The following is an 18,447-nucleotide window of genomic DNA, read 5'->3' as shown; positions in this document are numbered from 1 at the left end:
GTCTGATCAGCCCTCATCTCTTGGCCACTGGATTTCGCTGCACGGACCTCTATAAGCGAAGTCTAAGAGCATGTTCGGGTGGATGGGTGGAGGCCGACGCAATTGCCGACGCGCCGAAGACCGCCAAGAACCAAGTCTGCCTATCCTTGATCCGTGCAGGGCGACGGCGACGGTTGGGTGATCTCGGAGCGCGGCGCCCATTACTGGGGTCGGTACGGCGCCGCCGGTCTTTTGCTGCGCGCCCCGCAAGCCGACGGCACGCCCGCGGTGCTGCTGCAACATCGGGCGGTGTGGAGCCATCAGGGCGGGACCTGGGGGCTGCCGGGCGGGGCCCGGGACAGCCACGAGACGCCCGAGCAGACGGCGGTCCGCGAGGCGAACGAGGAGGCCGGGCTGCTCGTCGACCGGCTCGCCGTGCGCGCGACGCTGGTCACCGCCGAGGTCGCCGGGATCGGCGGCACGCGGTGGAGCTACACGACCGTCGTCGCCGACGCCGACGAGTTGTTGCACACCGTCCCGAACCGGGAAAGCGCGGAAATGCGGTGGGTGGCCGAGGACGAGGTGGCCGACCTGCCCCTGCATCCGGGCTTCGCGGCCAGCTGGCAACGGCTGCGCACCGCGCCGGCGCTGTTGCCGCTGGGCCACGGCGACGAACGCCGGCAGTATCTGCCCCGAACGATCGAGGTCGAGGCCGGCGTCTTCGTGTGGTGCATGCCGGGTGACGCCGACGAGGTTCCGTCGCAGCTGAGCCGACGGATCAGCTCGCTGCTGCCAGCGCCGAACTGAGCCGCCGGGCGGCCGCCCGCGGGTCGGACGCCGCGGTGATCGCTCGCACCACCACCACGCGGCGGGCGCCGGAGTCGAGCACCTCGGGCAGTCGCTGCGCGTCGATGCCGCCGATCGCGAACCACGGTTTGTCGGTCCCGAGCCCGGCGGCGGCGCGGACGAGTCCCAGGCCCGGCGCCGCGCGGTCCGGCTTGGTGGGCGTCGGCCAGCAGGGGCCGACGCAGAAGTAGTCCGCTTCGCTGACGGCCGCGGCGCCGGCCTGGTCGGCGCTGTGGCTGGAGAGCCCGAGCAGCACGTCCGGACCGACGATGTCGCGCGCGACGTCCAGCGGCAGGTCCCCCTGCCCGAGGTGCAGCGCGTCGGCGCCCGCCGCGCGGGCGATGTCGGCGCGGTCGTTGACCGCGAACAGGGCGCCGTGCCGGCGGGCGGCGTCGGCCAGGATCTCGCAGGCGGCCAGTTCCTCGCGCGCCTCCAGCGGCCCGAACCGCTGCTCGCCGGCCGACCCCTTGTCGCGCAGCTGGATGATGTCCACGCCGCCGGCCAGGGCGGCGTCGGCGAACTCGGCCAGGTCGCCGCGCTCACGGCGCGCGTCGGTGCACAGATACAGCCGCGCGGTGGCCAGGACGGAGAGTCGTCTATCCATGGGGCGCTGCACACCGAGACGCTAGCGCGCTAGCGTGGAGCGCAGAGAATTACCAGACACGGGAGTCCCGGGAGCGGGGCTGAGAGTGGGCACAGCCGCGAGGACCTGCCCTTACCGTCACACCTGATCCGGATCATGCCGGCGAAGGGAGGCTCGACAATGACCGGGATGCCTTCGGGCCCGCCGCTGGGGTCGCTGGCTGTCATCGGCGGCGGCGTCATCGGGCTGGCGGTGGCGCGCCGTGCCGCCCAGGCCGGCTGGTCGGTGCGGGTGCACCGCAGCGGGGAGCGGGGCGCATCCTGGGTCGCCGGCGGCATGCTGGCCCCGCACAGCGAGGGCTGGCCGGGAGAAGAGCGATTGCTGCGGCTGGGCCTGGAATCCCTGCGGTTGTGGCGCGACGGCGGTTTCCTCGACGGCCTGCCGGCCGGAGTGGTCACCGCCCGCGAGTCGCTGGTGGTGGCCGTCGACCGCGCCGACGCCGCCGACCTGCGCACCGTGGCGGACTGGCTGTCCGCTCAGGGACACCCCGTGGTCTGGGAGTCGGCCGCCCGCGACGTGGAACCCCTACTCGCGCAGGGCATCCGGCACGGCTTTCGGGCGCCCACGGAGCTGGCCGTGGACAACCGGGCGGTGCTCGACGCGCTCGAGGCGGAGTGCGAGCGTCTCGGGGTGCGGTGGGCGCCGCCGGTGCACGACCTGTCGGCGGTCGAGGCCGACGCGGTGGTGATCGCCAACGGCATCGACGCGCCGGCGTTGTGGCCCGGGCTGCCGGTGCGCCCGGTCAAGGGCGAGGTGCTGCGACTGCGGTGGCGCAAAGGCTGTATGCCGTTGCCGCGGCGGGTGATTCGCGCCCGGGTGCACGGCCGGCAGGTCTACCTGGTGCCGCGCGCGGACGGCGTGGTGGTCGGCGCGACCCAATACGAGCACGGGCGCGACACCGCCCCGGTCGTCTCGGGGGTGCGTGACCTCCTCGACGACGCCTGCGCGGTGCTGCCGGCGCTCGGTGAATACGAGCTAGCCGAGTGCGGGGCCGGGCTGCGCCCGATGACACCCGACAATCTGCCGTTGGTGCATCGCCTGGACGCGCGCACGCTGGTCGCCGCCGGCCACGGCCGGTCGGGGTTCCTGCTGGCGCCCTGGACGGCAGAACAGATCGTTTCCGAACTGGCACCGGTGGGAGCACACTAATGATCATCCTGGTGAACGAGAAAGAGGTCGACGTCGACGCGCACACCACGGTGTCGGCGCTGCTCGATTCCCTGGGCTTCCCGGACCGCGGCGTCGCCGTGGCGATGGACGACGCGGTGCTGCCGCGATCACGATGGGCGACAGAGCTTTCGGAGCTTCCCGGCGCTCCCGTGCGTCTCGAAGTGGTGACGGCGGTGCAAGGTGGCTGACTCGAAACTGACCATCGCGGACCGCAGCTTCGCCTCGCGGCTCATCATGGGGACCGGGGGAGCGAGCAACCTGGCGGTGCTGGAAGAGGCGCTCGTCGCGTCGGGCACGGAACTGACCACCGTCGCGATTCGCCGGGTCGACGCCGAGGGCGGCACCGGGTTGCTCGATCTGCTCAACCGGCTCGGAATCACGCCGCTGCCCAACACCGCGGGATGCCGCGGCGCCGCCGAGGCGGTGCTCACCGCGCAGCTGGCGCGCGAGGCGTTGAACACCAACTGGATCAAGCTCGAGGTGATCGCCGACGAGCGCACGCTGCTGCCCGACGCGGTCGAATTGGTGCGCGCGGCAGAGCAATTGGTCGACGACGGGTTCGTCGTGCTGCCCTACACCAACGATGATCCCGTGCTTGCGCGCCGGCTGGAGGACGCCGGATGCGCGGCCGTCATGCCGCTGGGATCGCCGATCGGGACCGGGCTGGGCATCACCAATCCGCACAACATCGAGATGATCGTCGCCGGGGCCCACGTCCCGGTGGTGCTCGACGCCGGCATCGGCACCGCCAGCGACGCCGCGCTGGCCATGGAATTGGGTTGCGACGCCGTGCTGTTGGCCTCCGCGGTGACCCGGGCCGCCGACCCCCCCGCGATGGCCGCCGCGATGTCGGCCGCCGTCACCGCCGGCTATCTGGCCCGGCGCGCCGGGCGGATCCCGAAGAGGTTCTGGGCGCAGGCCTCGAGCCCCCAACGATGAAACGCTATGTCGCGCTGGGCAGTTCGATGGCCGCCGGTCCCGGTATCCGGCCGCGCGCCGCGGGTGCCCCGCGCTGGTCGGGCCGATCCGCCCGCAACTATGCCCACCTGATCGCCCGGCGATACGGCTACGACCTTGTCGACGTCACCTTTTCCGGTGCGACCACCGCGAACGTGCTCGCCGAGCGTCAACGCGGCGCGCCGGCGCAAGTCGACGCCCTGGACGGTTCGGAGGGTCTGGTCACCATCACCATCGGCGGCAACGACGTCGGCTACGTACCGCTGTTGATGGCGGCCGCACTGCCGCGCCCGCTGCGGCGCGTGCCGCTGTTGGGCGACCGCATCCGCGAACTGCTCGATCCCGACGCGCGAGATCAGGCCCTCGACGCGGTGTTCGAATCGCTGTGCGCGGTGGGCCGCGCGGTGCGTCAACGATCCGCAGGGGCGCGGATCTTCTTCGTCGACTACCTGACGATGCTGCCGCCCGCGGGCACGCCTGCCCCACCGCTGTCGCCCGCGGACGCCGACCTGGGCCGGCACGTGGCCGCCACGCTGGAAAGGATGACTGCCGACGCCGCCGCGGCGGCCGGCTGCGGAATCGTCCACGCCGCCGCGGCCAGCCGCGAGCACCACGCCTGGTCGGCGGAGCCGTGGACGACGCTGCCGGCGCGCTACGGTGTTCCGCTACCGGGTCGCCCCGCACCGTTGCACCCGAATCCCGCCGGGATGTGCGCGGTAGCGGATTTGATTGCGGCTCAGCTGTAAACGTCAGCCGTTCGTGCGCCACCACTGGTAGAGCGCGTTGACGTCGGCGTTGGCCGCGGTCAGGTGACCCAGCACGTTCTTGGCGTCGGTGGTCCAGGTCAACGTCGCGTAGTTCTTGTAGGTGCCGCAGGCGATCTGGCCGCCGGTCTGGCCGTTCTGCTTCCACGTTCCCGGCGACTGCCCGGCGTCCCCGCACGCGGCCAGCGACACATCCTTGATGGTGGAACTGAAGGCAGAGCCCAGGTTCGTGCTGTTGGAGAAGAGCGCGTAGACGCCGGAGCCGGGTCCGCCGGAGTCGGGGCTCTGCCCGCAAAGCAGTTCGGCCAGTTCGCCGGTTTCGGTCAGCTCCTGCGGCTTGCAGTTGTTCAGGCCGTAGCCCTTCGACAGCGAAGCCGCCAGCGTGTTCATGTCCGTGGCGCTACCGGTGTTGGGTTCGGCGACCGCGGTGGCGCTGCCCGCGAGGACCAAACCGCCCGTGAAAGCTGCGGCCGACGCGACGCGCAGCGCGGTGATCAGATGTGACATTTTGACTCCCTGCGGTTGTGGGTGGTTGATGCAGAAACCCCTTGCCCCCCAAGAAGATTGTCAACCGTTGGCGCGCCACCACTGGTAGAGCGCGTTGACGTCGGTGTTGGACGCACGCAGGTAGCTCAGCGTGTTTTTCGCGTCCGTCGTCCAGATGATCTCGGCGGCGTTTTGGTATGTGCCGCACGCCGCCTGCCCGGCGTTGGCGGCCGAACCGTCCTTGTGCCAACTGGACGGCGACTGGTTGGCGTCCCCGCACGGCGTCAGGACGTCCTCCTTGATGGTGGCCCGAAACGCGGTGGCCAGGTTCTCGGCGCTGGTGAACAGGACGTACTTGGCCTGTGCCGGTCCTTTCGGATCGGGGCTTTGTCCGCACGTGAGTACGGCCAGTTGCCTGCCGCGGTCGATGTTCTGGGCGGTGCAGTTGTTCAAGCCGTAGCCCTTCGAGAGCGTGGCCGCGAGCGTGTTGATGTCCGACGAGTTGCCGGTGCCGGCGGGGTCGGCGGCCGCCGTGACGCCGCCCGCTAACGCGAAACCGGCCGTGAGCGCCATTGCCATCGCCGTCTTCAGCGCGTTGCTGAAATCAGACATGAATGGCTCCTTAACGGCCGTTGCTAACACGGATAGTAGGGCTATGTCGTGGTAATGCAACACGTTCCGGCGGCAATTGTCTGTGTGGGCATTAGTTCGGGGCGTCGCCCGCAAAGCCCCAGGGCAACGGACCGCAGGGGCATTTCGACGCGTCGAATATCGAATGACGTTGAGGCCGGGCGACAATCGGGTCTTCGGGCCGATGCGCCGACGCCGCCGATGCGCCGCGGTCGTCGTTGCGCGGATCGGATTTTTTCATTGCTAGTGCCGACGCGACGCCGAGCGGGTATGGTTAGCACCGCTTTACGCCAGCTAACTTCTCTGAGTGGAGAATCCATGACACAACCGCCGCCCCCGCCGCCGCCTCCCGGTTACCCGCCGCAGCAGCCGGCCGCCCAAGCGCCGAACAACTATCTGGTGTGGTCGATTCTGGTGACCCTGTTCTGCTGCCTTCCGTTCGGGATCGTGGCGATCGTCAAATCCAGCCAGGTCAACGGGTTGTGGGCGCAGGGCCGCTACGCCGAGGCGCAGGCATCGGCCGAGAGCGCCAAGAAATGGGCGATCTGGTCGGCGGCCATCGGCGTCGTCGTCGGCATCATCTACGTCATCTTGATGTCGGTCGGCGCGCTGAACACGAACACGAACGCGGCGCTCGCCGCGATGTTCTAAGCCCGGATCTCGATGTTGGTGACCCGCCGGGGGGCGGCGCACGCGGGCCTGGGTGCACCACTAGTGGTGGCCGCATCCACGACGTTGATGTGCGCCGCCATCTGGGCGGGTGACCCGACCACCCCGAACGGCCCGCTGCCGGTATGCCCCACCAAGGCGTTGTTGGGGATCGACTGTCCCGGTTGCGGCAGCCTGCGCATGCTGTATTCCCTCATGCACGGCAATGTGTTGGCGGCCGCCAGGTTCAACGCTCTGGGCCTGGCGGCGGTCGTGCTGCTGGTGTGGGCGTACCTGGCCTGGACCTACGGACACGTAGTGGGCCGGCGGGTCCGCAGTTGGCAACACCGCCGCTGGGCCGCCGCCGTGACACTGTCATTGGTGCTGGCGTGGTTCGTGGTGCGCAACATTCCCTTCGCCCCCTTCACTGCGCTGTATGTCTGATCCCGACGTGTCCTGATCCCGCCCGCTCGGACCGCGGTCTAACCTGGGCGCGATGGTGAACAAACTCGCGACGTTGCCGGCGGCGCTCGCCGTGATCGCCCTGACCGCATTCTCGACCGGTTGCTCCCACCGGTCCGGCTCGGAGCAAACGACGGGTGCGGCCGAGTTCGCGTCCGCGCTGAAGGGCAAGGTGACGACCGACGCCATGATGGCCCACCTGTCCAAGCTGCAAGACATCGCCAACGCAAACAACGGCACCAGGGCGGTGGGGACCCCCGGCTATGAAGCCAGTGTGGACTATGTGGTTAATACCTTGCGAGACAGCGGTTTTGACGTGCAGACGCCCGAGTTCTCGGCGCGAGTGTTCCATGCCGAGAAGCCGGAGCTGACCGTCGGCGGCAGGCCGGTGGAGGCGCGCGCGCTGGACTTCAGCCTGGGAACCCCCCCGGGCGGGGTGAGCGGGCCGCTGGTCGCCGCGCCGGCGAACAGCTTGGGCTGTGCGGCCGCCGACTACGGCGATCTCCCGGTGCGGGGCGCGGTGGTGCTCGTCGATCGCGGCACCTGCCCGTTCGCTCAGAAGGAAGACGCCGCGGCGCAGCGCGGGGCCGTGGCGATGATCATCGCCGACAACGTCGACGAAGAACAGATGGGCGGCACGCTCGGGCCGACCACCGAGGTGAAGATCCCGGTGCTCAGCGTGACGAAATCCACCGGGGTGCAGCTGCGCGGCCTGCCGGGGCCCACCACGATCAAGCTCGATGCCAGCGCGCAAAGCTTCAAGGCCCGCAACGTGATCGCACAGACCAAGACCGGTTCGGACGCCAACGTGGTGATGGCGGGGGCGCACCTGGACAGCGTGCCCGAGGGGCCCGGGATCAACGACAACGGATCGGGAGTGGCGGCGGTGCTGGAAACCGCTGTGCGGCTGGGCAGTTCGCCGCCGGTGCACAACAAGCTGCGATTCGGCTTCTGGGGTGCGGAGGAACTCGGGCTCATCGGGTCGCGGAACTACGTCGAGTCGCTGGACCTGGCCGCGCTCAAAAACATTGCGCTCTACCTCAACTTCGACATGCTGGCATCGCCGAACCCCGGCTATTTCACCTACGACGGGGACCAATCGCTGCCCATGGACGCCCGCGGCAAGCCGGTGGTCCCCGAAGGCTCGGCCGGCATCGAGCGCACGCTGGTCGCTTACCTGAAGTCGGCCGGCAAGACCGCGCAGGACACCTCCTTCGACGGCCGGTCCGACTACGACGGATTCACCCTGGCGGGCATCCCCGCCGGCGGCCTGTTCTCCGGCGCCGAGGGGAAGATGTCCGCGGACCAGGCCAAGCTGTGGGGCGGGACGGCGGACCAACCGTTCGACCCCAACTACCACCAAAAAGGCGACACCCTCGACCACATCGACCGCACCGCGCTGGGAATCAACGGCGGCGGGGTGGCCTACGCGCTCGGGTTCTACGCACAGGACCTCAGCGGACACAACGGGGTCCCGGCGATGGAAGACCGCGTCCGGCACGTCCTCGCCAAGTCATGAATCCCCGCTGGGGTGCAACGCTGTTGCTGATCGCGGCGCTCGTGGCCGGGTGTTCGTCGACGCGGCCCGCCCCGCACGCCGCGACACCCGACCTCGGGCACGGCCTCGCCAAAAAGATCACCGTCGAGGGCATGGTCACCCACCTGCGCGCCCTGCAGGACATCGCCAACGCCAACGGCGGCAACCGCGCGGACGGCACGCCGGGCTTCAACGCCAGCGTGGACTACGTCGCCAAAGCGCTGCGCGACAAGGGGTTTGACGTGCAGACGCCGCAGTTCGACCGGTTGTACACCGTGTCGATGGGTAAGCCGTCGCTGACCGTCGCGGGCCGCACCTATCCCGTCGACCAGGCCTCGCTGCTGGTGCAAACGCCGCCCGGCGGCCTGACGGGGCAACCGATCCGGCCGGCACAGCCATCGGGTTGCGCCGCCCACGACTACCCGGCCGCGATGCCCAAGGGCGCGATCGCCGTCGTCGACGACACCCGCTGCTCGGTCGTTGACAAGCAGAACGCCGCGCTGGCCAAGGGGGCGAGCGGGCTCATCGTGCTGAGCGCCCCCACCGGGCGAGGGGCGCCGCCCACGTTGTTCAGTCCCGGTTATTTCAAGCAGCTGACCGTGCCGGTTGCCGTCGTCAACCCGTACGGCGCCTCCGCGCTGACCGGTGTGACCGCACCGATCCGCCTGGTGCTCGACGCCGTCAACACCAAGATCACCTCCCGAAATGTCGTGGCACAGACCAAGACCGGTTCTCCGCACGACGTCGTCGTGGTGGGTGCGCAGCTCGACGGTTCACGCGCCGGACCCGGCATCAACGACGACGGCTCCGGGGTCGCCGCGGTGCTCGAGACGGCGCGTCAGCTGGGACCGCTGGCCCCGGTGAACAACGCCGTGCGGTTCGTGTTCTGGGGCGCCGAAGCCGAGGGGCTGAACGGGGTCATGGATTACGTGTTCGGCATGGACCGTGAGCAGCTCAACGACATCGCGCTCTATCTGAACTTCACCATGCTGGGCTCGCCCAACGCGGGCTTCTTCACCGACGACGGCGATCAATCCGGCCCGCCCGGACCCGGAGTCTTCGCCGCGGACGTCCCCGAAGGCTCGGCGGGCATCGAGCGCACGCTGGCCGGCTATCTGAACCTGGCCGGCAAGCGTCCCGCGGACATGCCGCTGAATTCCCGGGCCGACTACCACCCCTTCATGGTCGCGGGCGTGCCGATCGGCGGGCTGACGACCGGTTCCTCCCAGACGAAGACCACCGTGCAGGCGCGCTTGTGGGGCGGCCAGGCCGGCGTGCCGTTCGATCCGAACTTCCAGAGCCCGCGCGACACCGTCGACAACATCAACCGGGAAGCCTTGGGGATCATGGGTTCTGGCGTCGGTTTCGCGGTCGGCAGCTACGCCGAGTCCATCGGCGGGGTCAACGGCGTGCCGTCACACGACAAGAGGCATCGCACCCGAATGCCGTAGGGGCGTTTTGTCGGACACTGCAAAATAATGCGCTGCGCCAAGCGCTATATCGCTCGCGGGAGTTTAGCAGGCGTCCGCGATCCCAGCAGCAGAATCATCGAACTCCTTTCCTGAGAACATAAGAGCTTCCACTATCAAGCCGGATCGCCCACCGAGCCCGCGCGTATCGATTAAGCTCTCGCCCTACCAGTAGCAGGCGAGGGACGAACCAGATGGAAATACTTGTCACGGGGGGCGCAGGCTTTCAGGGAAGCCATCTATGCGAGTCGCTACTGGCCGACGGGCATTGGGTCACCGTCCTGAATACGTCGTCGAAGAGCGCGAACCGAAACACCAATGACTTTCGTTCGCACCCGCGAGCGGCATTTATCTCCGGCTCGGTGACCGACGGCGAAACTGTCCATCGCGCGGTGCGGGAGCACCACGTCGTTTTTCATCTGGCCGCCAATATCAACGTGGACCAGTCTTTGGGTGATCCAGAGAGCTTTCTCGAAACCAACGTCATGGGTACCTACCGCGTGCTCGAGGCGGTAAGGCGCTATAAGAACCGGTTGATCTACGTGTCAACCTGCGAAGTGTACGGCGACGGACACAATCTGCGGGACGGCGAGCTTCTCGACGAGACAGCTGAGCTCAAACCGAACAGCCCCTACGGCGCCTCCAAGGCGGCGGCGGATCGGTTGTGCTACTCCTACTACCGCTCCTATGGGCTTGACGTCACGATCGTTCGGCCATTCAACATCTTCGGGGTGCGCCAGAAAACCGGGCGCTTCGGTGCGCTGATTCCACGACTCGTCCGGCAGGCCATCAACGGCGAAAACCTGACGATCTTCGGCGACGGTTCGGCAACGCGCGACTACCTGTACGTCAGCGATATCGTGCGCGCATACACCCTGGTATTGGAAAACAGCGCGCTTCGTGGACGGGCGATCAATTTCGCGAGCGGCATAAACACACGGGTGAAAGACATCGTCGAATATGTCGCCGGAAAGTTCGACGCCAAAATCGAACGTCGCGAAGCACGCGCCGGCGAAGTCGCTCGTTTCCCCGCCAACATCGACTTCGCGAAAAGCCTCGGATTCAAGCCCGAAGTCGGTATCTGGGAAGGCATCGACCGCTACATCCAATGGGCCAAGGATCAGCCACAATACTCGTACCAACAAGACGGGGTCAGCGGCGTCTTGTCGCCCCTATGAGTCCGGCGATTACCGATCTTTCAAAAAGTGCATCTTGCCCAGCACATCGCCGTTAGGCTGGTGAAAGCTTCCATCCCACAAATGGCTCGGTGTTACGTGTTCGCGGAGCAAGGACCTTGAAGTGAACAGTCCGGCTGAAGTGTCGATGCGTGGCGGCGAGTTTGATGGTGAGTTTTTGACGTCGCTGCGCCAGGAGGTCGACGCGTGGAGTGCGCATGACGCGCTGGCGCAGCTGGTTGCGATGTTCGGCGGAGTTTTCCCGCGGCACGCCAACCTGGCAGCCCGGTTGGCCGCCCTGGACGAGTTCAGTGAGGTATGGGATTACCGGGGCCATGCGAGGGCGCGTCGGGGCGGACAGCAGGTGCGGTGCCAAGACGCCGACGGCGGGGCGCGGTGGATGATCCCGCGCCTGGACCTGCCGGACCGGCAACTCGACACGATCACGACGCTGGCGCAACAGCTTGGCCTTACCGACGAATCACGGCGCACTGACGCAACGTTCGACTACATGCTGGTGATCGGCACCGGACGCTACTCGAACATGCTTCGGGCCCGGTGGGCGCGGAATCTGGCCGCCGAGAATCGCGTCGGTCATATCGTGCTGGCCGCCGCTTCTCGGCAGCTATTGCCGTCCGAACACGACGCGGCCGCGTCCTGCGCGCCGGGCGCGCGTACCGAATTCGAGTTGTTGGCGGCCGCTGCGACCGACGCGTTCGGGGTGGATACCCGCGAAGCGGTACGGCATGGGCGGCAGCGAGTCGGCGACCCGCATCGGGGCCAGATGGTCTGGCGCTTCAGTGAAGACAGCAACGACGTCGGGCTACCCATCACACTGCTCGAGGCGCCGTCGCCGGACCCCAACAACCGCCGCGCCACCTCCGCGGATACCTTCACCTTTACCGCGCGGAGCCTGGATATGCAGCGATCGAGTTGCCTACTGGTGACCGGTCAGCCGTTCGTCCCCTATCAGAACTTTGACGCGCTGCGAACTCTGACCCTGCCGTTCGGAATTGGCATCGAGACGGTGGGCTTCGGCATCGACCGCTACGAAGGACTGCACGACATGGACCTGCAGCACCCCGCCAAACTGCTGCAGGAGGTCCGCTCGACGATCCGGGCCGGCCGCAGCCTGCTGGAACGCGTCGAGGCCGCCCAACTCACCGCTACCCGTCGGCGGTGATTGTGCACGGTGTGGCGGGCGGGTAGTTGCCCGATACCGCGCGCAGCCGCCCCGGCGGCGGCCAGGGCCGCAGGCCCATGTTGCCCAGAAAGCGCAGCGGATTGACGTGTGCGCCCCGAACCCGCGTCTCGAAATGCAGGTAGCCGTCGGCTGATTGACCTTCCGCGCCGATGCTGCCGATTTGGGTTCCCGCATTGATTCGATCACCGACCGCGATGTGCGTGGCGCCACCTGGCCGAAACACGTAGCGGATTTCGGAGTCGCCGTCCGAGATGGTCACCGAGCAAAGGTGATCGACTTCGCCTGTGCGGCAAACAGTTCCGGATATGACTGCGTAGATCGGGCTACCGGGGTCAGCGGCGAAGTCGACCCCGGGATGGAAACCGTCCGCGCGGGGTCCGTATCCGCGCCCGATCGCGCGTGGCTCCGCCTCGATCGGCAGGCGCGCCCCCGGCTCGGTCCGGTCGAAGTCGCCACGCACCCGCCGCCGGTAGTCCGCTTTGAGGAGGTCGACCTCGTCGAGTGCGTAGCCGAACAGCAGGGATCGGTCATAGGCCACACCGAAGTTGTGCCGAAAATCGGGATCCAGCCGCATGTAGTGCCTGACGCGTGCGATCCGTTCCTCCAGCGTCGACCAGCCGTTGTGCGTCAAGCGGATTCCGTCCAGCCGCCCTATCCGGCCGTGGTCGGTGATGTTGGCCGGCCAGTGCGAATTGTGCATCAACTTGGAGCCCGCATACAGGCCCGGGTACCAACGCCAAAACGGCCCGCGCAGCGCCTCGGCGGTGCCCATCACCGGCACCATGTCCGGGTAGTCGGGGTCATCCCAGCGGGAAACCATCGGACACATCAGCGCCGCCACGTCCTCCGGTGTCCGGGCAAGCACTTCACGGATGTCGACGTCGATCTGGAAAACCCAGTCGGCGTCGACCATCACCATCCAGTCCGGGCGACAGAAATCGGCCATCCGGTAGAGCAGATCCAGGCCGGTGGACTCGGGGATCAACCATGGCGTGGACGGTAGATCCGCCCGGGCGCGAACAACATTGGTGACCGCGGGATGGTTCGCGAGAATCGCGGCGGTCTCGTCGGTGCTGCGGTCGTCGATCGCGTAGATCTCGTCGCTGAAGGCGGCCAGCGAGTCCAAGGTATCGGCCAAGGTTTCCCCGGCATTGTGGGCGCGCGTTACCGCCAGAATCCGCATCCTGCTGTCCTCTACGTCGCGTCTATCACGCGAGAACCGAAATGTAGTAGCTGGGCTTGTCGGAAGGCGGGCGGTGATTGCCGGGCATCGCGGGCAGGCCGTGATCGGCCAGCAGCTGCGCGGCCGTGGTCCCCACCGAGCGCCAACCGTGGTTGTCGAGGTAGTCGGAAACGTCGCTGCGGGCCCCGGAATAGTTCAGCGACCAGATGTCGAGATGGAATCCATGGTCGCGCCAGCTGCGAGTCGCACCGCGGATGATCTCTTCGACCCGCTGGGAGTCCAGTTCCGACGATCCCACGAACGTCTCCATGGCCATCTGGCTTCCCGGCGCGCTGAGATGGGTGACATTGTCCAGCAGGCGATCCTGGGCTTCCGGGGGCAGATAACCGAACAGTCCTTCGGCGATCCAGGCGGTCGGTTGCGCCGGGTCGAATCCGCTACGCAGCAGCGCGGCCGGCCAGTCGTGGCGCAGGTCGGCCTGCACCATCCGCAGATGTGCCGTCGGCTCGGCGCACAGCTGTGCCAGGGTTTCGGCCTTGAATTGCAGCACATCCGGTTGATCGATCTCGTACACCGTCATCCCGGGCGGCCACGACAGTCGGTAGCCGCGCGTGTCCAGGCCGGACGCCAGGATCACCGCCTGTCGGATTCCGGTGGCAGTGGCGTCGGCGAGGAACTGATCGAAGTAGCGGGTGCGGGCCACCAACTCGGTTGTCATTCGCTGTAGACCCCACGCCGCCTCGGGATCGTCGACGTCGGACGCGCGGAGCTCTCCGGTGGCCCATCTGATGAGGAATTCGATACCCACCGCGCGGACCAACGGTTCGGCGAACGGGTCCTCGATCAACGGCTCGGCCGAATTGGTGGCTCTGGCACGGCCTGCGGCCACCAGCGTTGCGGTTGCGCCGACATGGCTGGTCAGATCCCAGCTATCGTCGTCTCTCCGCACCGCCAATCCTCCCTTTTCGCTCGCGCCGCCACCCCCGGGAATTCGTCGACCAATCCGAACCTTTTCCTCCGCCGTTCCGCACCACTCTGGCCAAAGAATCGCATACAAACGAGGTGTTGGGTGGCGCTATTCGCCCGAAACTCAATGAGCCGAGGGCGACTGGACCGATTGGCAAGGGGCGCCGCCCTGCTCGCGAACCTCCGGGATATGTGGGATCCCGGATATCGGGAGTCTGCAATCGCGCCAACGCGAACCGGCGCCAACAAACGCAGGTCGACAACCACCACATTGGCGCGCACGCTGACCGTGGATGCTGATGAGGTGCACGACGAGCTAGGCGGCCGGGTGGTGTGAACGAATCCCGTTATGTCCCAGCCTGTTTGATCGCCAGCACTGAACGGGCTAGTTGTTTGTCGGTGGTGGTTGGGGTTGGAAGGGGTCATACCACCACCACTGGGCGCGTTCCCCGGTAGGACCGGGGCAGGGCGGCACCGCGGGCGGGGGTCGGGTGGGTGGGTGTGCCAGTGATCCCGGGTTCAGGATTTGGCCGTCGTCGCCGGTGACCACGAGAGCGTCTGCGGGTCCGGTGATGGTGATCAGGCCGCGGTGGTGCAATCGGTGGTGATAGGGGCAGACCAGCACCAGGTTGGCCAACTCGGTGGGGCCGCCGTCTTCCCAGTGCCGGATGTGGTGGGCGTGCAAACCACGGGTGGCCCCACAACCGGGCACCGCGCACATGGTGTCACGGTGCTCGAGCGCGCGGCGCAGCCGCCGATTGATCACCCGCGTGGTCCGGCCGGCACCGATGACCTCGCCGTGGCGCTCGAACCAGACCTCACAGGTGGCATCACAGGTCAGGTAGCGGCGTTCGGCATCGGGCAGCAGCGGACCCAGATGCAGCGCGGCGACGCGCTGCTCGATGTCGAGGTGTGCCACGACGGTGGTGTGCTGGCCATGCGGGCGGCGGGTGGCCTCGGCGTCCCAGCCCGCCTCGACCAGGCGCATAAACGCGTCGGCGGTGGTAGGCAACGGCGGCACCTGAGCACCGGCGTGCTCGCCATTGTCGTGGTCGCGCTTCCACTCGGCGATCAGCGCATCACGATGAGACGCCAAAGCGGCGTCGAACTTCGCCGCGTCGTGGTGCGGAAGTTTGATCCGGTAACAGCTGCCCGCCTCGTCGGTGGTCGTGGTGATCGAACGCTCGGGCCCAGGATCGGGGCGAGGTTCGGGTTGCGGTCGCGGTTCCAGCTTGACCGCGGTACGCAACTGGTTCACCGTGGCGACCGCGGCCAGCTGCGCGTAATGCTCATCAGATCCCTCGCCTGCGTGTGCGGCGATCACCCCGACCTGATCGGCCGACAGGCGACCCTCTCGCATGCCGGCGGTGCAGCGGGGAAACTCCTCGAGCCGGGCCGCGATCGCGGCCAGCGTGTGCGCGTTGGCCGACGAACACCCCAACTTCCAGGCCACCAACGCCGGCACCGAGCGCGCCCCGGTCACACCGCACAATTGGTCACGATCAATCTCGGCGACGATCTCCACGATGCGCCCGTCGATCGCATTGCGCTGACTCGCCAACTCCGCCAACTCCCCGAACAGCACCTCAAGGCGGTCACTCGCAGTGACCACCACGGCCTCAGCAGATGCGATCGACGACATGACCACATCATCACAGCGACCACCGACAACACCGGGCCGCCAATCCCGATACGTGAGCCAAGTCAGGCCAGAGCGCCGCTGATGAAGAGGGTGTCGTCGTCGTCTGGAGCGGGCGCATCGAGGCCGCTGCGCCGGAACAGTTCTGCCAGCGGCACACCTTCGAGCTGCCAGCCCTTGGCGCCGAGGTAGTCGAGGGCGTGGTTGCGCTGGCCGGTGTAGACCAAGGAAGCCAGGTCGATGTCGACGCCATGGTCGCGGAACGGGTTGGAGATCGTCCGCGCTCGCTCGGCGTCGAAATCCACGATGCTGGTGACGAATTCGGTGGCTACCCTGCTTCCTGACGCGCTGAGTGCCGTGATGTTGTCGAACAGCCGGTCCTGGTCTTCTGGCCTCAGATACATCAGTAACCCCTCGGCCAGCCACGCCGTCGGTGCCGCCGAGTCAAGGCCGGCGGCGCGCACCGCCGTCGGCCAATCCGCGCGCAAGTCGACGGACACGGCGCGCAGCGTCGTCAACGATCGGGCGCCGAGGCCGGCCAAGGTCGTCGCCTTGAACTCCATCACTTGTGGTTGGTCGATCTCGTACACCACCGCCCCGGTCGGCCACGGCAGACGGTAGGCCCGGGTGTCCAACCCGGACGCGAGGATCACCACCTGTCGAATCCCCCGGCCGGTGGCGTTGAGGACGTAGTCGTCAAAGTACTTCGTGCGGACCGCGTTTCCGTCGACCATCGCCCGGGCCACGGCCGGTGAGACATCGGCGATCGCCGACATGTCGAGCTCGCCGTCCATCAGCTTGGTGAACAGATCCAATCCCACCGCACGGACCAGAGGTTCGGCGAACGGATCGTTGATCAAACCGCGCGGATCCTTGGTGGCCATCGCGCGCCCGGCCGCGACAATCGTCGCGGTGACGCCGACGCTCGACGCCAGATCCCAGCTGTCGTCGTCGGTGCGCGGCATCAGGCCACCTTAGCCGTGGCCTCGTCGTCGGCTGTCTGCGTTGGGTGGATTCATCGGTGCGGTGCTATTGGCGTCGGAACAGGCGCCCATGCAGGGTGCAGAACCAGGCGATGTTGCCGTCCGGCCCGCGGACGAAGTTGGACCGACTGCCGGTGGGTTCGCCGTCGGGTCCGATGTCGATCCCGTAATCGGGCCGGTAAAAGGCGAGCCCCAATTCGGTGGTATCCGGGCCGTCCGGGTTGGCATCAGTCAGGGTTCCGGCGAGCTGGCCGTCCCTCGCCCGGAATTCGATGACCGTTTGCTCGAAACTGCCATTTTGCGAGACTTGCCCGGCGACGTACCGGCCCTCGTAGGGTGCCAGGTCGGCGGGGCCGAGGCGTTGCGGTGCGGCGGGCAGGTTGCTGATTCCTGCGAATCTTCGCAACGCCCAGTCGCGGGCGAAAAGGTCGTTGATCAGATGAAATCCGCCGTCGGAGTTGGTGAGTACGGTCATGGCGAAGTTGCGATCGGGCACCATGAAGAAACCGGAACGTTGCCCCTTCCAGGTACCGCCGTGCTCGACGATGGTCACATTCTCCGCGGACGGCCGCAGCATCCAGGTCACCCCCATCCCGGTCAGCTCGACCCAAAGCGTTCCGCCCGCGCCCGGGTTCGAGCGCATTGCCTCCAGCGACCGTCGGCTCAGAATCTGCTCGCCGTTCGGCGCGCTGCCGTCGCCGAGGTGGAACCGCGCGTAGCGCAGCTGATCTCGCGCCGTGGACATCAACCCACCGGTGGGATTGCAGCTGCGTGGAAAAGCCCAAAACTCGCTTTCGACAATGGGTCTTCCGCCGACCACGGCGTGCGGCGCCGCCACATTCAGACCGATGATCTGGTCGGAGAAGTAGTGGGTGTGGGCCAGCTGCAGCGGATCAAGTACCAGCTTCTGCACGGCGGACTCGTAGGTTGTTCCCGTGACAAGCTCGATGATGCGCCCCGCCACCACGAGACCCGAATTGTTGTACGCGAACGCGGTTCCCGGAGCCGTCAGCTGCGGTAAGTGTGTCATCGCGTCGACGTAGCGCGCCACCGCGTCATCGCCACGCCCAAAGTCCTGGCCGTTGCGGCCATCCCAGCCCCCGGTGTGATTGAGCAGCTGACGGACGGTCACCGTGGCGCCGACCGACTCGTCGGCCACCGCGAAGTCGTGGATGTAGCGGCGCACGGGTGAATCCAGGTCTACCTTGCCCTGCTCGACCAGGCGCATCATCGCGGTTCCTGTGAACGTCTTTGTGGTGGAACCGATTCGGAAGACCGTGTCGCCGTTGACGGGCAACGGATGGTCGACATTGGTGACCCCGTAGCCCTTGACGAATTCTTGGCCGTCGACCCAGATAGCAACCGCGACGCCCGGAATCGCGTAGGCGTCCATGCCGGCGTTGATCTTGGCATCGAGTTCGTCGAACGCCACGCCAAGGTCCGCGCGCTGAGCGGTTTCAACCACTGCAGCGGCGATTTCGCGCGGCGGTCGATCCGAATGGCTTTGTGGTGTCTTTGGCCTTCAGTGGCACCGTCCACATGACCGTCAATATAGCCGGGCTTACGTAACCATCGCGAGGCCTTCGACACGCCGAGCCGTCAGCCGAAGGCGACGGCGAGCCACCGCCTTTCTAGCGCAGCCGCGTCCTGCCGGGGTTTGCTGGGTCTCTCGATTTCGCCCGCCGCGGACAGTCGGCACCTCTAGA

19 protein-coding genes and 1 riboswitch are annotated in these 18,447 nt (G+C 67.3%); of the genes, 11 read left to right on the top strand and 8 right to left on the bottom strand.

Annotated elements, in window-relative coordinates:
• The first annotated feature begins 153 nt into the window (after positions 1-153).
• Positions 154-786 carry an NUDIX hydrolase gene (locus P6281_RS23685; protein WP_009952604.1) on the top strand — a complete coding sequence of 211 codons (633 nt, stop codon included), beginning with the start codon at positions 154-156 and terminating at the stop codon, positions 784-786.
• Here P6281_RS23685 and thiE read toward each other — a convergent pair.
• Positions 758-1,429, bottom strand: a complete 672-nt coding sequence (gene thiE, locus P6281_RS23680) for a thiamine phosphate synthase (RefSeq protein WP_014383394.1) — start codon at positions 1,427-1,429, stop codon at positions 758-760. The two genes, P6281_RS23685 and thiE, sit on opposite strands and share 29 nt — an antisense overlap.
• 48 nt (positions 1,430-1,477) lie before the next feature.
• Positions 1,478-1,596, top strand: a riboswitch (TPP riboswitch).
• A gap of 1 nt (position 1,597) precedes the next feature.
• Between thiE and thiO the strand changes: the two genes are divergently transcribed.
• Genes thiO through P6281_RS23660 form a run of 4 tightly spaced genes read left to right on the top strand, consistent with a single transcriptional unit; the run spans position 1,598 to position 4,341 of the window.
• Positions 1,598-2,617, top strand: coding sequence for a glycine oxidase ThiO (thiO, locus tag P6281_RS23675; protein WP_026071161.1), 1,020 nt, complete (start codon positions 1,598-1,600; stop codon positions 2,615-2,617).
• Complete coding sequence (gene thiS / locus P6281_RS23670) at positions 2,617-2,826, top strand: sulfur carrier protein ThiS (RefSeq protein WP_008261432.1); 210 nt, start codon at positions 2,617-2,619, stop codon at positions 2,824-2,826. The genes thiO and thiS overlap by 1 nt, the downstream gene beginning before the upstream one ends.
• The gene (locus P6281_RS23665) at positions 2,819-3,577 is read left to right on the top strand and encodes a thiazole synthase (RefSeq protein ID WP_014385911.1); all 759 of its coding nucleotides are present in this window, start codon (positions 2,819-2,821) and stop codon (positions 3,575-3,577) included. Before thiS ends, P6281_RS23665 begins: the two co-directional genes overlap by 8 nt.
• Complete coding sequence (locus P6281_RS23660) at positions 3,574-4,341, top strand: SGNH/GDSL hydrolase family protein (protein ID WP_014385910.1); 768 nt, start codon at positions 3,574-3,576, stop codon at positions 4,339-4,341. The genes P6281_RS23665 and P6281_RS23660 overlap by 4 nt, the downstream gene beginning before the upstream one ends.
• 3 nt (positions 4,342-4,344) lie before the next feature.
• Here the strand turns inward: P6281_RS23660 and P6281_RS23655 are convergent, their stop codons facing one another.
• Together P6281_RS23655 and P6281_RS23650 are read right to left on the bottom strand one after the other, a co-directional pair.
• Entirely contained in the window at positions 4,345-4,866 is a 522-nt protein-coding gene (locus tag P6281_RS23655; protein ID WP_014381282.1) for a hypothetical protein, read from the bottom strand.
• A gap of 60 nt (positions 4,867-4,926) precedes the next feature.
• Complete coding sequence (locus tag P6281_RS23650) at positions 4,927-5,457, bottom strand: hypothetical protein (protein ID WP_008261424.1); 531 nt, start codon at positions 5,455-5,457, stop codon at positions 4,927-4,929.
• 336 nt (positions 5,458-5,793) lie between these two features.
• Between P6281_RS23650 and P6281_RS23645 the strand changes: the two genes are divergently transcribed.
• From P6281_RS23645 to P6281_RS23620, 6 genes are all read left to right on the top strand, one after another.
• A complete protein-coding gene (locus P6281_RS23645; protein ID WP_008261422.1) occupies positions 5,794-6,126 on the top strand; it encodes a CD225/dispanin family protein in 333 nt (110 codons plus the stop codon).
• Between the two features lie 15 nt (positions 6,127-6,141).
• Positions 6,142-6,567 carry a DUF2752 domain-containing protein gene (locus P6281_RS23640; protein ID WP_026071162.1) on the top strand — a complete coding sequence of 142 codons (426 nt, stop codon included), beginning with the start codon at positions 6,142-6,144 and terminating at the stop codon, positions 6,565-6,567.
• A 52-nt stretch (positions 6,568-6,619) separates the two neighbouring features.
• Positions 6,620-8,104, top strand: coding sequence for a M28 family metallopeptidase (locus tag P6281_RS23635; protein ID WP_014383389.1), 1,485 nt, complete (start codon positions 6,620-6,622; stop codon positions 8,102-8,104).
• Positions 8,101-9,573 (top strand): M28 family peptidase, encoded by a 1,473-nt coding sequence (locus tag P6281_RS23630; RefSeq protein ID WP_202284518.1) that lies wholly within the window; start codon positions 8,101-8,103, stop codon positions 9,571-9,573. Before P6281_RS23635 ends, P6281_RS23630 begins: the two co-directional genes overlap by 4 nt.
• A 212-nt stretch (positions 9,574-9,785) precedes the next feature.
• Positions 9,786-10,769, top strand: a complete 984-nt coding sequence (locus P6281_RS23625; RefSeq protein ID WP_014383387.1) for an NAD-dependent epimerase/dehydratase family protein — start codon at positions 9,786-9,788, stop codon at positions 10,767-10,769.
• 145 nt (positions 10,770-10,914) lie between these two features.
• The gene (locus tag P6281_RS23620) at positions 10,915-11,949 is read left to right on the top strand and encodes a hypothetical protein (RefSeq protein WP_231117590.1); all 1,035 of its coding nucleotides are present in this window, start codon (positions 10,915-10,917) and stop codon (positions 11,947-11,949) included.
• On the opposite strand, the gene P6281_RS23615 is transcribed toward P6281_RS23620, so the two are convergent.
• From P6281_RS23615 to P6281_RS23595, 5 genes are all read right to left on the bottom strand, one after another.
• The gene (locus P6281_RS23615) at positions 11,933-13,153 is read right to left on the bottom strand and encodes a peptidoglycan DD-metalloendopeptidase family protein (RefSeq protein ID WP_089152282.1); all 1,221 of its coding nucleotides are present in this window, start codon (positions 13,151-13,153) and stop codon (positions 11,933-11,935) included. The two genes, P6281_RS23620 and P6281_RS23615, sit on opposite strands and share 17 nt — an antisense overlap.
• Positions 13,154-13,178: 25 nt before the next feature.
• Complete coding sequence (locus P6281_RS23610; protein ID WP_089152281.1) at positions 13,179-14,102, bottom strand: class I SAM-dependent methyltransferase; 924 nt, start codon at positions 14,100-14,102, stop codon at positions 13,179-13,181.
• Between the two features lie 402 nt (positions 14,103-14,504).
• Entirely contained in the window at positions 14,505-15,761 is a 1,257-nt protein-coding gene (locus P6281_RS23605) for an HNH endonuclease signature motif containing protein (protein WP_324738537.1), read from the bottom strand.
• 62 nt (positions 15,762-15,823) lie between these two features.
• The gene (locus P6281_RS23600; protein ID WP_014943017.1) at positions 15,824-16,723 is read right to left on the bottom strand and encodes a class I SAM-dependent methyltransferase; all 900 of its coding nucleotides are present in this window, start codon (positions 16,721-16,723) and stop codon (positions 15,824-15,826) included.
• A gap of 64 nt (positions 16,724-16,787) precedes the next feature.
• Positions 16,788-18,218 (bottom strand): serine hydrolase domain-containing protein, encoded by a 1,431-nt coding sequence (locus P6281_RS23595; protein ID WP_236595415.1) that lies wholly within the window; start codon positions 18,216-18,218, stop codon positions 16,788-16,790.
• Positions 18,219-18,447: the final 229 nt, after the last annotated feature.

Origin of the sequence: Mycobacterium sp. 5-140-3-2, from assembly GCF_035666375.1 — a bacterium.
Taxonomy (GTDB): domain Bacteria; phylum Actinomycetota; class Actinomycetes; order Mycobacteriales; family Mycobacteriaceae; genus Mycobacterium; species Mycobacterium intracellulare.
The sequence above is the reverse complement of the archived record's forward strand: the minus strand, read 5'-3'. Positions and strand labels throughout refer to the sequence as shown.